At 52.9% G+C, this 13843-nt stretch carries 13 protein-coding genes; 8 read left to right on the forward strand and 5 right to left on the reverse strand.

Features of this window, described 5'->3' with window-relative positions; all coding sequences use genetic code 11:
- Positions 1-158: 158 nt before the first annotated feature.
- Complete coding sequence (gene amrS, locus EBA_RS14980; protein WP_192375451.1) at positions 159-1241, reverse strand: AmmeMemoRadiSam system radical SAM enzyme; 1083 nt, start codon at positions 1239-1241, stop codon at positions 159-161.
- A 156-nt stretch (positions 1242-1397) separates the two neighbouring features.
- Here amrS and amrB point away from each other — a divergent pair, with 156 nt between their 5' ends.
- From amrB to EBA_RS15015, 7 genes are all read left to right on the forward strand, one after another.
- Positions 1398-2177: an AmmeMemoRadiSam system protein B gene (gene amrB / locus EBA_RS14985; RefSeq protein ID WP_192375452.1), complete on the forward strand. Its 780-nt coding sequence runs from the start codon at positions 1398-1400 to the stop codon at positions 2175-2177.
- Positions 2164-2721 (forward strand): AmmeMemoRadiSam system protein A, encoded by a 558-nt coding sequence (gene amrA / locus EBA_RS14990; RefSeq protein WP_192375453.1) that lies wholly within the window; start codon positions 2164-2166, stop codon positions 2719-2721. Before amrB ends, amrA begins: the two co-directional genes overlap by 14 nt.
- 202 nt (positions 2722-2923) lie before the next feature.
- Positions 2924-4390 (forward strand): glucose-6-phosphate dehydrogenase, encoded by a 1467-nt coding sequence (gene zwf / locus EBA_RS14995; RefSeq protein ID WP_192375454.1) that lies wholly within the window; start codon positions 2924-2926, stop codon positions 4388-4390.
- Between the two features lie 31 nt (positions 4391-4421).
- Entirely contained in the window at positions 4422-5132 is a 711-nt protein-coding gene (gene pgl / locus EBA_RS15000; RefSeq protein ID WP_192375455.1) for a 6-phosphogluconolactonase, read from the forward strand.
- Between the two features lie 63 nt (positions 5133-5195).
- Positions 5196-6116, forward strand: coding sequence for a methyltransferase domain-containing protein (locus tag EBA_RS15005; protein ID WP_192375456.1), 921 nt, complete (start codon positions 5196-5198; stop codon positions 6114-6116).
- Between the two features lie 90 nt (positions 6117-6206).
- Complete coding sequence (gene edd, locus EBA_RS15010) at positions 6207-8027, forward strand: phosphogluconate dehydratase (RefSeq protein ID WP_192375457.1); 1821 nt, start codon at positions 6207-6209, stop codon at positions 8025-8027.
- A 75-nt stretch (positions 8028-8102) separates the two neighbouring features.
- Positions 8103-8732 carry a bifunctional 4-hydroxy-2-oxoglutarate aldolase/2-dehydro-3-deoxy-phosphogluconate aldolase gene (locus EBA_RS15015; RefSeq protein ID WP_192375458.1) on the forward strand — a complete coding sequence of 210 codons (630 nt, stop codon included), beginning with the start codon at positions 8103-8105 and terminating at the stop codon, positions 8730-8732.
- A 66-nt stretch (positions 8733-8798) separates the two neighbouring features.
- Here EBA_RS15015 and EBA_RS15020 read toward each other — a convergent pair whose 3' ends face one another.
- From EBA_RS15020 to EBA_RS15030, 3 genes are read right to left on the reverse strand one after another with little or no spacing between them, the layout of a single operon-like run.
- On the reverse strand, positions 8799-9212 hold the full coding sequence (locus tag EBA_RS15020; RefSeq protein ID WP_192375459.1) for a Dabb family protein: 414 nt from the start codon (positions 9210-9212) through the stop codon (positions 8799-8801).
- A 60-nt stretch (positions 9213-9272) separates the two neighbouring features.
- Entirely contained in the window at positions 9273-10286 is a 1014-nt protein-coding gene (locus EBA_RS15025; protein ID WP_192375460.1) for a M48 family metallopeptidase, read from the reverse strand.
- The gene (locus EBA_RS15030) at positions 10287-11324 is read right to left on the reverse strand and encodes a YjgN family protein (RefSeq protein WP_223146691.1); all 1038 of its coding nucleotides are present in this window, start codon (positions 11322-11324) and stop codon (positions 10287-10289) included.
- Between the two features lie 256 nt (positions 11325-11580).
- Between EBA_RS15030 and EBA_RS15035 the strand changes: the two genes are divergently transcribed.
- Positions 11581-13161 (forward strand): methyl-accepting chemotaxis protein, encoded by a 1581-nt coding sequence (locus EBA_RS15035; protein WP_192375461.1) that lies wholly within the window; start codon positions 11581-11583, stop codon positions 13159-13161.
- A gap of 45 nt (positions 13162-13206) precedes the next feature.
- Here the strand turns inward: EBA_RS15035 and EBA_RS15040 are convergent, their stop codons facing one another.
- Complete coding sequence (locus EBA_RS15040) at positions 13207-13773, reverse strand: thioredoxin family protein (protein ID WP_192375462.1); 567 nt, start codon at positions 13771-13773, stop codon at positions 13207-13209.
- Positions 13774-13843 lie beyond the last annotated feature (70 nt).

The raw sequence follows: 13843 nt of genomic DNA on the forward strand, positions 1-13843 counted from the left end.
ACACTGCTGAGTAAAGGTGAAAAATCATGATAAAACTCTAAGCACCCTCGCCCAACTTTTCAGCTTCCGCACTGATAGGGGCATCATATTGAATTTTCCCTGATAAGCAAAATTGATGTGAACTCCAGCACAAATAGCAAATGTATTTCTGCAAACAATTAAAATCTCACCTCCTGCCGCTTCGCCCCCCAATCACCAGGGAGCGGATTGAATTCGCCCGCGCACGAAGTACCGCAAAACCGGCAATTGCCAGCTGCGTCCAGATTCCAGCCCGACAATTCGTACCAATCGCGGCCGATCAACAGCTTGCCGCAACTGTGGCAATAGGTACTCTCCGCCGACTTGTCGTGGACATTGCCGACATAGGTGTAGCGCACGCCGTTTTTCAAGGCAATACTGCGTGCCAACAATAATGTCGAACGCGGCGTGGGCGGCGTATCCAGCATTTTCCAATCCGGATGAAACGCGGTGAAATGCATAGGCACATCAGGACCCAAGTGCTCGACCACCCATTGCGTCATCGCTTCCAATTCAGCTTCCGAGTCATTCGCACCGGGAATCAGCAGTGTGGTCAATTCCAACCAGACCGGGGTTTCGTGTTTCAAATATTGCAAGGTTTCCAACACAGGCTGCAAATGACCGCCGGTGATCTTGTGATAAAAATCTTCAGAAAAGGCTTTTAAATCGACGTTAGCGGCATCCATATACCGGTAAAACTCGGCGCGCGGCTCGGCACAAACATATCCCGCCGTAACAGCAACGGACTTTAAGCCCAGCTCCCGGCAGGCCTGGGCCGTATCGATGGCGTATTCGTGAAAGACTACAGGGTCGTTATAGGTAACGGCGACGCTGCTGCAACCGTGTTCCAGCGCGGCCCTGGCAATCGCTTCCGGCGCGGCCCGGCTCATCAGGGTATCCATCTCCCGTGACTTGCTGATGTCCCAGTTCTGGCAGAATTTGCAGGCCAAATTGCAGCCGGCGGTGCCGAAAGAAAAAATCGGTGTACCGGGCAAAAAATGATTCAGCGGTTTTTTCTCGATAGGATCAATGGCAAAACCGCTGGAGCGGCCGTAACTGGTCATTGCGATTTGCCCGTCCAGATTCTGGCGCACAAAGCACAATCCGCGTTGGCCTTCATGCAATTTGCAAAAGCGTGGGCACACGTCGCACTGCACTTTGCCGTCGTCCAACACGTGCCAGTAATTGGTGGTCACAGTATCTGCGCTGAGGAATGTAGTCATGGCTATGCTCCTTGAACCCCGAGCGTAAAATCGGGTCGTTATCTGCGAGAGTTAGCAGTAGAATAAACCCTAGGCGAGCGTGGTATTCAATTTTTTAATGATCCGCGAAGCGCCAAGCCTCTGATCGTATTAAAACTTTAAAAAAAGGATCAGCGCATGAACAGAAAACCCGCCGTTGCAGGACGGTTTTATCCTGCCCACCCCCAGCAACTCCATGACGCGGTCTCCGGCTATTTGCACGGTGTAAGCCAAACCGGCAAAGTCCCCAAAGCCATGATCGTCCCGCATGCCGGCTACATTTATTCCGGACCGATAGCCGCTACCGCCTATGCCCGTTTAAAACCAGCCGCTGCCAGTATTACCCGCGTCGTACTGATCGGCCCCTCGCATCGCGTGGCGTTTCGCGGTCTGGCGGTCAGTAGAACCCACGCTTACAGCTCACCGCTAGGCGATGTCGAGGTGGACCGAGCCGCTATCGACGCATTGCTGTCTTTGCCGTTTGTCGAATACATCGAACAAGCCCACACTCTGGAACACAGCTTGGAAGTACATCTACCGTTTTTACAGGAAGTTTTACAGCAATTCACGCTGGTCCCCATCGTTGCCGGCGACGCCAGTCCCGAACAAGTCAGTCAGGCTCTGGACCTGTTGTGGGGCGGCGATGAAACCTTGCTGGTGGTCAGCTCAGACCTCAGCCATTATCACGACTATGACACTGCCAAACGCCTGGATCAGGCGACCAGCCGGATGATAGAGCATTTGCAATACCGCGAAATATGCGGAGAAGCCGCCTGCGGCAAGGTGCCGGTCAATGGCTTGTTGAAACTGTTGGAGCAAAAAGGTCTAGCGATTAAAACCATAGATCTGCGTAATTCCGGCGACACGGCCGGCGACAAGCAACAAGTCGTGGGGTACGGTGCCTATGTCGTTGACTGAAACCCTGCAAAATGAGTTGCTGGCGCTAGCCCGGCAATCCATAGAACATGGCCTGCAAACCGGTCGGCCGTTGCCGGCCAAACTGGATGACTATCCGGAGGAACTGCGCCAAACCCGCGCGACCTTCGTCACGCTGGAACGCAACGGCCAGTTGCGCGGCTGTATCGGCATGCTGGAAGCGTTGCGGCCTTTAGCGGAAGACGTAGCCGAGAATGCTTTTGCGGCCGCCTTCCGCGATCCGCGTTTTCCGCCCTTAGCTGCCGGCGAACTGGCTGATCTTGACGTGCATATCTCGGTGCTTAGCCCCGCCGCAGCGATGACATTCGCCTCGGAAGCAGACCTTCTCGCGCAACTTCGCCCCGGCGTAGATGGCATCATATTGCAAGAAGGCCACCGGCGCGGCACCTTCCTGCCCTCGGTGTGGGAGGACTTGCCCCATCCCAAACAGTTTTTGCAACATCTAAAACAAAAGGTCGGTTTCCCTGCTTCCTACTGGTCGGATACCATCCAGGCCTACCGCTATACCACCGAAATGTTCGGCTGACCACCAGGCGTTTCAGGCACCGCAAACCCAAGTAATATCGGCCCTGGCGGCCTTTGATCTTGTTCCAAGCGGCCAACGAACATTATAATGGCAACATTTTCGGCTAATTCGAGCCTGGAGTTTTCCGCAAAGTTCGCTTTTTGCGTACTGCATTCGACCAGCCAAAGCCGATCAAACATCTTCTTCATTCCTGGTATCACTAATGAAAAACCACAATTACAAGCCCTGCGACCTGGTCATCTACGGCGCATTGGGCGATTTATCCAAGCGAAAGTTATTGATTTCTCTATATCGATTGGAACAATCCAAACTATTGGAGCAGGACACTCGCATCATCGGCGTTGACCGCCTCGACGAAACCAGCGCAGGTTTCGTCGAAATCGCTCATAACAGCCTAAAGTCGCATTTGAGCATACCCATTGATGACGAAATCTGGGGCCGCTTAGCAAATCGACTGTCATATATAAAAATCGACTTGACTCAGCCGGAGCAATATTTGCAGTTGAATAGCGCGGTCGACCCGGAAAAACGGGTGATGGTTAACTATTTCGCAGTGGCGCCGTTTCTGTTCAAGAACATCTGCCAAGGCCTGCAAAGCTGTGGTGTGTTGACGCGGGAATCGCGGATGGTGATGGAAAAACCCATCGGCAACGACTTAAAGTCGTCGAAAGAAATCAACGATGTGGTCGCCGACGTGTTTCACGAAGACCAGGTCTATCGCATCGACCACTATCTGGGCAAAGAAACGGTGTTAAATCTGCTGGCCCTGCGTTTCGCCAACTCGATCTTCACCACCAACTGGAACCACAACACCATCGATCATATCCAGATCACGGTTGGCGAGGACATTGGCATCGAGGGTCGCTGGGAATACTTCGACAAAACCGGCCAGTTGCGCGACATGCTGCAAAATCATTTGCTGCAGATTCTGACCTTTGTAGCGATGGAACCGCCCGCAGATTTGGAGGCGGAAAGCATCCACATGGAAAAAATCAAGGTGTTGAAATCCTTACGACCGATTACCGCGCGCAATGTTGAAGAAAAAACCGTGCGCGGCCAATACACCGGCGGCTTCATCAAAGGCGCCGCGGTACCAGGTTACCTGGAAGAAGAAGGTGCGAATAAGGAAAGCACCACCGAAAGTTTCGTGGCGATTCGCGTCGACATCGACAACTGGCGCTGGGCCGGCGTACCATTTTATATGCGTACCGGCAAACGCATGCCCAACAAACGTACCGAGATCGTCGTCAACTTCAAGCAATTGCCGCATAACATCTTCAAGGACAGCTTCCGCGATCTGCCGGCCAACAAACTGGTGATCCATTTGCAACCCAACGAAGGCGTGGACGTGGTGATGCTGAACAAGGTGCCGGGCATAGACGGCAATATCAAATTGCAACAAACCAAGCTGGACTTAAGTTTTTCGGAAACCTTCAAGAAAAACAGTATTTTCGGCGGTTACGAAAAACTGATTCTGGAAGCCCTGCGCGGCAATCCAACGCTGTTTTTAAGCCGCGAGGAAATCGAACAAGCCTGGGCCTGGGTCGACTCGATCCAGGATGCCTGGGCGCAAAGCCACAGCGCTCCAAAATCTTACCCGGCTGGCAGCTGGGGGCCGATTGCCTCAGTGGCATTGTTGGCCCGCGACGGCCGCGCCTGGGAAGAGTAATCAATCTGTATCCATCACGAGAATAACGAACATGGTTAGAGAATTTTTTTTCGAACAACGCACCCACCTGTTTACCGCATTGGTGGCTGAATGCCAGGATGTTTTGTCCGAAGCAGTCAGCAAACACGGTCAGGCGACTTTATTGGTATCCGGCGGTAGCACCCCTGCCCCACTTTACGAAGCTTTATCCAAATCCGATCTGAATTGGAAAAAAATCAAGGTGGCGTTGGTGGATGAACGCTGGGTGGACGATCAACACAGCGCCAGCAACGAGGCACTCATTCGCCGCAGCCTGCTGGTCAACAACGCCAAAAACGTTGAATTCATCGGCATGAAAACCCCGGCTGCCAAGGCCAAACAAGGCCAGGCCGAAACTGAAGGCCGTTACGCCAAATTGCCGCAGCCTTTCACGCTGAGTATCGTCGGCATGGGCCCGGACGGCCACACCGCTTCCTTGTTTCCGCACGCCGAAGGTCTGGCCGATGCATTGAGCGCGGACAATCAAAACCTGACCGCAGCCATTTCCGCCGTTGAAAGCGAAGTGACCGGCACTAACACAGAGCGACTAACCTTAACCCGTAACGCGCTGCTAAAGTCCGAGCGCATCGTGATTCTCTTCACCGGTGAAGATAAATTGGCGGTATTCAGTACCGCCCAGAAACCCGGCCCGGTGGAAGACATGCCGATTCGCGCCTTGTTGAATCAGGAAGACGTGCCGGTCGAATTATATTGGGCACCTTAGAGAAATTGCGATCGCTCTGATAACGTCTAAGGACATACAATTATCGATTCATCAGGAGACATTTTGTATACCGAAAATATTAAAAAAGATGTACTCCTGTTTGTAAAAGCAACTCTCACAAACCAAATAGCCAAATTTTTGCCTGGCTTTTATGTGCGAATCACTGCGCAAACAGGTCGAGGCGAAGGCGAAGGCAACAGCGATGAGATAGCCGACTATTTCTACCAATGTTGCCGGGATTATCGCGAACAACTTGGCCTGGACGAAGCCGAATTCAGGGCTTACCTGTCAGATAAAACCATTCTGGAATATGGCCCCGGCGATATTCTCGGCGTGGCTCTACTGTTGCGTGCCTACGGTGCGAAGACCATACACTGTGTCGACCGTTTCCCGCTGAACAAGATCAGCGAAAAGAACATGTTGGTCTACCAAGCGTTGATCAATCGTCTTGCAGGCGATGAAAAGCAAAGAGCGATGAGTGTTTTCAATGTCCCAGGCGACCCTGAGAGCGGTTTTAATAGAGATATTATCGAGTATTCAGTCACAAACAGCGGCTTATCCGGGGAAACTGACATCTACGACCTGATTATATCCAGAGCTGTTTTAGAACACGTCAACGACTTGGAAGCAACCTTTTTAGATATTAAAAACGCTTTAAAAGCCGCCGGAACATCGATTCATAAAGTCGATTTAAAAAGCCACGGTTTGGACCGGTATCGGCCTTTCGATTTTCTGACTTGGTCGAACGCGAGCTACCGATTGATGTATTCTCACAAAGGTTTCCCCAATAGATGGCGAGTCAATAAATATGTGCAAGCGGCCCAAAATGCTCGATTATCCATCAAAAATTTAGCCGCTAATGAAACACTGAGCCACGAAAAAATCGACACCATCGCACCTTATCTTGCCGAAGACTTTCGGAACATTTCCAAAGAAGAGCTCAGCTGGCTTAGTTTCTGGATGGTTTTAGAACATGTCGATTAGCCTGCCATTCATATCCCATCTACCGTTTAGCCAAACCCGCAAAATCAGCCAGGCGTTTGCGAGTCATTAACCAAAGAATCAGGAACTTTCATGCATCCGATATTAGAAAAAATTACTGCCGACGTGGTGGAACGTAGCCGGGAAAGCCGCGCGACTTATCTAGCCCGCATCGATGCCGCCGTCGACAAAGGACCGCATCGCGGCACACTGGCCTGCGGCAATCTGGCTCACGGCTTTGCGGCCTGCGCCAGTGGCGAAAAAGACGACTTGGCACAAGCCCAAAAAGCCAATGTCGGCATTATTTCCGCCTACAACGACATGCTGTCCGCTCACGAACCCTATCAACACTACCCGGAACTGATCAAACAGGCGGTGCGCGAAGCCGGCGGCGTGGCGCAATTCGCCGGCGGCGTGCCAGCTATGTGCGACGGCGTCACCCAAGGCCAACCCGGCATGGAATTATCGCTGTTTAGCCGTGATGTCATCGCGCTATCCACCGCAATCGGCCTGAGCCACAACATGTTCGACGCCGCATTGTACTTAGGCGTCTGCGACAAAATCGTCCCCGGTTTATTGATCGGCGCCTTGAGCTTCGGCCATTTGCCGGCGGTGTTCGTGCCGGCCGGCCCTATGCCCAGCGGCCTGCCAAACAAGGAAAAAGTCCGTATCCGCCAGCTATACGCGGAAGGCAAAGTCGGCCGCAAGGAATTGCTGGAGTCGGAATCGCAGTCCTACCACAGCCCCGGCACCTGCACATTTTACGGCACCGCCAACAGCAACCAGATGATGGTCGAAATTATGGGTCTGCACTTACCGGGCAGCTCATTCGTTAATCCTTACACCCCGCTGCGCGACGAACTTACCAAAGCCGCCGCCAAACAGGTATTGAAATTCACCGCACTCGGCGACGATTTCCGGCCAATTGCGCATGTCATCGACGAAAAAGCGATTTTGAACGCATTGATCGGTTTGCTCGCCACTGGCGGCTCGACTAATCACACCATCCATTTAATCGCGATTGCCCGTGCGGCCGGCGTGATCATTAACTGGGACGATTTCGACAGGCTGTCTAAAGTGGTACCGTTATTGGCAAAGATTTATCCCAACGGTTCCGCAGACGTCAATCACTTCCATGCCGCCGGCGGCATGGGCGTGTTAATTGCAGAACTTTTACGTAGCGGCCTGTTGCATGGCGATATTCTCACCATCGGCGACCAACGCGGCATGGCCCAATACAGCCAGGAACCGAAACTGGCCGATGGCGTAGTGCATTGGGAAGAAGGGCCGGGCACGTCGCTGGACGCAGCGGTGATCAGTTCGGTAGCCAAACCGTTCGCGGCCGGTGGCGGTTTGCATGTGATGCACGGCAACCTCGGTCGCGGTGTATCGAAAATCTCGGCGGTTGCGGAACAGCATCAAGTCGTCACTGCCCCGGCGCTGGTATTCGACGACCAGGACGACGTGGTCGCCGCCTTCAAACGCGGCGAACTGGAAAAAGACTGCATCGTGGTATTACGTTTCCAAGGCCCGAAAGCCAACGGCATGCCTGAGCTGCATAAACTCACGCCGCCATTGGGCGTGCTGCAAGATAGAGGTTTTAAAGTCGCTTTGATTACGGACGGTCGCATGTCCGGTGCCTCCGGCAAAGTACCGTCGGCCATTCACATGTGTCCGGAATGCATAGACGGCGGCCCGTTGGCTAAAGTCCACGATGGAGACATTATCGTGCTAAACACTCAAACCGGCGAAGTGAATGTACAAGTCGATCAAGCCGAATTCGATGCCCGAGTAGCGGCAGCCAACAGCGCCAAGGGTCATCATTACGGAATGGGCCGCGAATTGTTCGGTGCATTCCGTGCGCATGCCTCATCGGCGGAAACCGGCGCAACCAATCTATTTTACGTCGATTAAAATAATAAAAACAACGAGCTTACGCTTTGGGTATAACAATCCGGCGTAAGCCAACCCCACCAACAGGATGAAGAAATGAGCGTATCAATTAAAGAAGTCATGACCACCTCTCCGGTAATGCCGGTGATGGTTATTAATCAACTCGACCAGGCTGTACCGTTGGCGCGCGCGTTGGTGGCAGGCGGTTTGAAAGTATTGGAAATCACGTTGCGTACGCCCGTGGCGCTGGATGCAATTCGTCGCATCAAAGCCGAAGTACCTGGCGCGATTGTCGGTGCCGGCACCATCATCAATTTACAAACGCTGAAAAGTGCCATCGATGCCGGCGCCGAATTCATCGTCAGCCCAGGTGTCACCGACAGCTTGCTGGATGCGGCTCTGGCTTCCGGCGTACCGATTTTGCCAGGCGTGATCACCCCTAGCGAAGTGATGCGTTTGATGGACAAAGGTATTACCGCGATGAAGTTTTTCCCGGCTGAAGCAGCGGGCGGCATCCCGATGCTGAAATCCATCGGCGGCCCGCTGCCGCAAGTGACCTTCTGCCCGACCGGCGGCGTCAACCCGAAAAATGCGGTGGAATATCTGGCACTAAGCAATGTGGCCTGCGTCGGCGGCTCGTGGATGGCACCATCCGAACTGGTCGACGCCGGCGATTGGGCGGAAATTACCCGCCGCGCCGCAGAAGCCGCAGCCTTAAAAAAATAGTCCAAGCATGTCGGGTTGCGCTCATCGCCCAACCCGACTCAAAGCCGAAGGCGCAGACTGCCAGCATCATTCGAAAAAATCGTAAACTTTATATTTATCCACCAAGGGCCGCAGCACCTGTTGTGCCAAGCGCAGATATTCCGGATTCTGCAAAAACGCTTCGTAAGCCTGTTGGCTTTCATAAACGCTGGAAACCGCCACGTCATAACTTTCATCTAGCGCGGCATTCGGGCGGCTGCGATTAACCGCCGCCGGTGTACCGACATCGTAAGCCAACACACCCGGCAATTTAGCCAGGCCTTCACTCTCTTGAATATACTGTTGCCGCAGTTTTTCATCGCCAGCCTGTTTCAACCAGACTATGACTAGGTGATGCACTTTGTGGCTTTGTAAGCGGTGATCGGCCTTGGGATTATAGGCACAACCAGTGCCGCTGGCCGCCAGCAGACACACTAGCGCAACAGGGTAAAGACATTTCATGGTTTTTGTTCTCCTGATGAGGATGACCTGATAGCCAACATCATACCGCTCCCGAACATTTTACAGCCCACGCAAACGTTTGATCCGCTCCTCGGTATTGGGATGGCTGGACAAATAATCCATCGCCTCGGTGGATTTTACCGGCTTTTCCGTCGCTACGGTTTGATGTGCGGCTTCCAGTTTCTGCAAAATATCGGCTAGTCGACTGAGCGGAATGCCGTTACCGCGCAACAGTTCGGCGGCAAAGGCATCCGCTTGGCGTTCGAAATCGCGGGAATAGCGCGTCTCCAATAACACTGTCGGCGCGACGGCCAACAAACTATTGACATCGCCAATATACCAAGCCGTGGCCAAACCGACCACGGAAGCCTGTAGCATATGCCTCAACGCGTGTTTTTCACGAATATGGCCCATTTCATGGGCCAGCACTGCCAAAATCTCTTCGTCGTTACTCGCTAGGTTCACCAGGTCGTCGAGCACCAGCACACTGCCGCCTGGCAATGCGAAGGCGTTGGCACCCAATGAAGGACTAGCGCGAAATTCTATCCGCGCCGGCCGGCCGCCGCCTGCCGGCAATGCAAGCCGCTGCAAGCCATCCTGAATGACTTGCCGGCGCTGAGTGGTTAGCGCACTGGGTAATAACAGGGTTTGATCGAGGCTGGCAAAAAACTGATTGTCCATCCGCTCCAGCAGGTAAACCGGAATCCGATCCGCCATCACCCGCGCCGCATAAGGCAGACCAAACAAATATACAGTGGCAAGCAAGCTCAAGGTTAACAGCAACGCCGCCAACGCATACCACCAGCTATTTTCCATGCCGGCCACCGCGCAGTTACCTAAATCCTGCAACATCTCGGCAAAACCTTGCCGGTCGGCAATTTCGCAGCGACCGCCGTCGGCGAACAAAATCAGGCGCGGCGTGCTGCCCAGCGGCGGTGGAATTTTCAGACTGACTAACTCTTCGCGGCGAACAATGTCCCGCCCCTGCAACAATAGTTTATCGCCCTCCACGCAGAGGGTAACCGGATGCGGCCGGGCTTGCCGCCCGTCGTAGTAAACAGCCGTGAGCCACATTTACAAGGCAATATCGAAATCAAACATCTCGGCCATTTCTTCGCCGGCCGCAGAAGTATTAGTCTGCAATCCGGCCACGAACTCGTCTAAGCTACCGCGCGGTAATAATGCGACATGTTCGATGCGATAACGTGCCAAGCGAATATCGGCAAACGGCTTGTATAAGCCTAAGGTCAACACCACCAACAATACATTACCGAACATAATCCCCAGCATCTCCCGCGCCCGCAGCTGGGCATGAAAACTGTGCGGCCCCAGCCGCGTGGTATTCCAGACCAAATTTTGCAAACGCGCAGCGACGTAGGGATAAGCCAGTAAAAATAAGGCCAGATAAGTCCCTATCGCGGCAACCAATACGCTCATGGCCACCAATTGTCCGGCCTCGACCGGAATCAGCTCTTTACTACCCAGTAACATAACGCAGGCCATCAGGCCGGCAAACACCAGCACGCCAATGAATATCGTCATTAGATAGATGCGGTAGTAAGCGCTGCTGGTAGCGAAGAATTTAAAAAATTCGCTGCCATACGTGCTGTTTTCCCGTGTGTACCGGGCAATGCGTTGCTGCACCAGCGGCCAGAGCAAACCCAGCGTCAACGCCGATAACACGGGTAGTAGTAGAAAATTGAAATACGCTGCACCGGTGCTGCCATGAAAGGCAAAACGTAAGCCCCGGTAACTGGTGTTATGCAGCCGGAAGCGGATCGAACGCACCAATAACCAGGGCATCACTAACACAATCACCAGCAAAATGACCAAGCCTGCAACCTGATCGAATTTACCGACCAAGGTATAGCAAGCGAAGAGCAGAAACGCAACGATCCGTCCTTTCAAAATCGCCATGGGCTCGCCGTGATAATCAAAACCTGCTCCGGCCAGCGTGGTGTGCCGGTAAAAATATTGATTGCGTCTGACTTTGGCCCAAGCGGAATAAATTCCCAGGGTGACAATGCTCAAACAGACATTGACAACCCAAATCCGGAAATACTCGCCACCGCTACCGCTAAATTGCAACTGCCGTGATTGATATTCTGTCATTTCCATCCTCTTTTGTAGGTTTTCCGCTGCAAGCATAGCCCATAGCCAAAATCTAACAAAAATATCAGGTGCCGCAAACTCAGATCGGATAAACCTTTCTATTTCGATCGAGAAAAGTGAAGTTGGACTGATTTTTTCCGTAAGGATTTCCGAAGATTTCATTCGTAACAAATCAGTATTCCCCTATAATCCCTAAGCATTAGCTTAATGCAAGCTGTTATTCGAAACGGGCAACCTGATAGCGAAAACCATAACGATGAGAAAAAATCTACCTGTTACCCAGCGCGAAGTCACGTTCACCACATCGACGACTATTACCTCCGCCACTGATCCGGCTGGCAGGATCACCTATGTGAACCAGGACTTCTTAAAAATTAGCGGTTTTAGCGAAGCGGAACTACTCGAGCAAAGCCATAATATCGTCCGCCATCCCGACATGCCGGCGGCGGCTTTCGCCGACCTATGGCAAACCGTGAAAAGTGGTCGGCCCTGGATGGGTATCGTCAAAAACCGTTGCAAAAACGGCGATCATTACTGGGTGGATGCATTCGTCACGCCACGTTTCGAAAACAGTAAAATTATTGGTTATGAATCGGTACGGGTTAGACCCGATGCCGATACCGTTGCTCGCGCCAATGCGGCTTACCAAACATTAAGTGCCGGCAAAAATAGTGCATCCCGCCTAGGCCAAATCGGCATACTCAGCAAATTGACCGCCGGATTTGCGCTACTGCAATTGATTGTTGCCGCCGGTCTTTATCTGAATGGGGCGGTCGAATTAGGCATTGCGGCGGCAATCTGGGCAGGCTCTGTGTTGGCCATTTACGTCTGGACGTCGCTGATTTTGAGTCCGCTGAAATCGGCTGCCGCGGAAGCCCGGCAAGTCATCGAAAATCCGGTCACGCAACAGATTTACACCGCCGACGGCGGTGAGGTAGGCCAACTGCTGCTAGCAGTAAAACTATTGAAAGCCAAATCCAGAACCATTATTCGCCGCTTGATCCAGGCGACCGAACCGCTCGCCGGTAAAGCTGATGCCAGCTATAAAGCGGTCAGTCAGGTTAGTTCGGCGATGGATAGACAGCTGTCGGAAATAGAACAAGTGTCGTCCGCGATACATGAAATGAGCGCTACCGTCAGCGAAGTAGCCAGAAGCGCCGCAAATGCCGCGAATGCTGCGAACGATGCGAATCGGCAGTCTCAGGAAACCATGTCTCGGGTCAATGACACTATCCAAATGATAGACAGGCTGGAGACAGCGGTCGGCCAAGCCGAAGCGGTGATCAAAATTCTAGCCGATCACAGCAAAAACATCGGCGGCGTACTGGACGTGATTCAAGGCATTGCCGAGCAAACCAACTTGTTAGCTCTCAACGCCGCCATCGAAGCAGCCCGCGCCGGCGAGCAAGGCCGGGGCTTTGCTGTGGTAGCCGATGAAGTCAGGACCCTGGCCGGCCGTACCCAGAAATCCACCGAAGAGATTCATAAGATGATTGTCGGCCTGCGCTCCGGCGTGCATAACGCGGTTCAGGAAATGGCCAAAGTCCGAGAAATGGCCGCGACCGGCGCCGAACACGGAAAAAACTCTACCGAGTTATTACAGCAAACCAGTCGGTCGGTTAACTTCATTAACGAAATGATCGTGCAAATTGCCAGCGCCGCCGAACAGCAGCACAGCGTTGCCGAAGAAATTTCCAGAAATGTGGAAGCCATCGGCTCCCTGTCCCGACAAACCTCAGAACACGCAATTCAGGCTAGCGCGGCCAGCGGCAGCGTTTCGGCGCTAAGCAAGGAACTGGATCTAATGGTGGAACAATTCGACGATAAACAAGGTTAAACCCCGCCTGAACAAACCGGAACTGCGCTAAATCCATACCTAAATCTAATCCGCGTTTTTCCATTTGATATTGCAGCCGATACTCGGCAGCTGTTCCTCGGTAATCGGCAAACCGGCCAGCACATTCTCCAATGCCTTGCGCAAATCCTCGCCGGTAACCGGCATATCGTTCTTCGGCGTCGCGCCATCCAGACGGCCACGATAAACACAAGCCAAATCGGCGTCGAACAAATAAATATCCGGGGTACAGGCTGCTTGATAGGCCCGCGCCACATCCTGTGTTTCATCGTACAAATACGCGCTGAACGGATTCCCCCAATCCGCCATCAGTTGTTTCATCTTATCCGGCGCGTCCTGCGGGTAATTTTCGATATCGTTGGCGCTAATCGCAATAGTCGAGATCCCAAGCGGGGCGTATTGCCGGGCAATCGCGATCAACTGCTGTTTGATGTGCAGCACGTAAGGACAATGGTTGCAGATAAACAGAATCAGCGTGCCCTGCTGGCCTTTTAAAGCTTGCAAGGCACATTCGCGGCCGGTGACGGTGTCCGGCAAACAAAAATCCGGGGCAATAGTATGCAAAGGCAACATGGTGGAAGCGGTCGCGGCCATGGCTACTCCTATGGTTGTAAATCGAGACTAGAATTATAAGGCAGCTCGTTTCCGGGTTTACCCGAAAAAT

The sequence above is a fragment of the Methylomonas albis genome, assembly GCF_014850955.1.
Lineage (GTDB): Bacteria > Pseudomonadota > Gammaproteobacteria > Methylococcales > Methylomonadaceae > Methylomonas > Methylomonas albis.

What these genes read in the sequence shown, in the direction of transcription:
- amrS (WP_192375451.1), bottom strand. Translation starts at nt 1,241, where the DNA reads ATGACTACATTCCTCAGCGCAGATACTGTGACCACCAATTACTGGCAC.
- amrB (WP_192375452.1), top strand. Translation starts at nt 1,398, where the DNA reads ATGAACAGAAAACCCGCCGTTGCAGGACGGTTTTATCCTGCCCACCCC.
- amrA (WP_192375453.1), top strand. Translation starts at nt 2,164, where the DNA reads ATGTCGTTGACTGAAACCCTGCAAAATGAGTTGCTGGCGCTAGCCCGG.
- zwf (WP_192375454.1), top strand. Translation starts at nt 2,924, where the DNA reads ATGAAAAACCACAATTACAAGCCCTGCGACCTGGTCATCTACGGCGCA.
- pgl (WP_192375455.1), top strand. Translation starts at nt 4,422, where the DNA reads ATGGTTAGAGAATTTTTTTTCGAACAACGCACCCACCTGTTTACCGCA.
- edd (WP_192375457.1), top strand. Translation starts at nt 6,207, where the DNA reads ATGCATCCGATATTAGAAAAAATTACTGCCGACGTGGTGGAACGTAGC.
- EBA_RS15015 (WP_192375458.1), top strand. Translation starts at nt 8,103, where the DNA reads ATGAGCGTATCAATTAAAGAAGTCATGACCACCTCTCCGGTAATGCCG.
- EBA_RS15020 (WP_192375459.1), bottom strand. Translation starts at nt 9,212, where the DNA reads ATGAAATGTCTTTACCCTGTTGCGCTAGTGTGTCTGCTGGCGGCCAGC.
- EBA_RS15025 (WP_192375460.1), bottom strand. Translation starts at nt 10,286, where the DNA reads ATGTGGCTCACGGCTGTTTACTACGACGGGCGGCAAGCCCGGCCGCAT.
- EBA_RS15030 (WP_223146691.1), bottom strand. Translation starts at nt 11,324, where the DNA reads ATGACAGAATATCAATCACGGCAGTTGCAATTTAGCGGTAGCGGTGGC.
- EBA_RS15035 (WP_192375461.1), top strand. Translation starts at nt 11,581, where the DNA reads ATGAGAAAAAATCTACCTGTTACCCAGCGCGAAGTCACGTTCACCACA.
- EBA_RS15040 (WP_192375462.1), bottom strand. Translation starts at nt 13,773, where the DNA reads ATGGCCGCGACCGCTTCCACCATGTTGCCTTTGCATACTATTGCCCCG.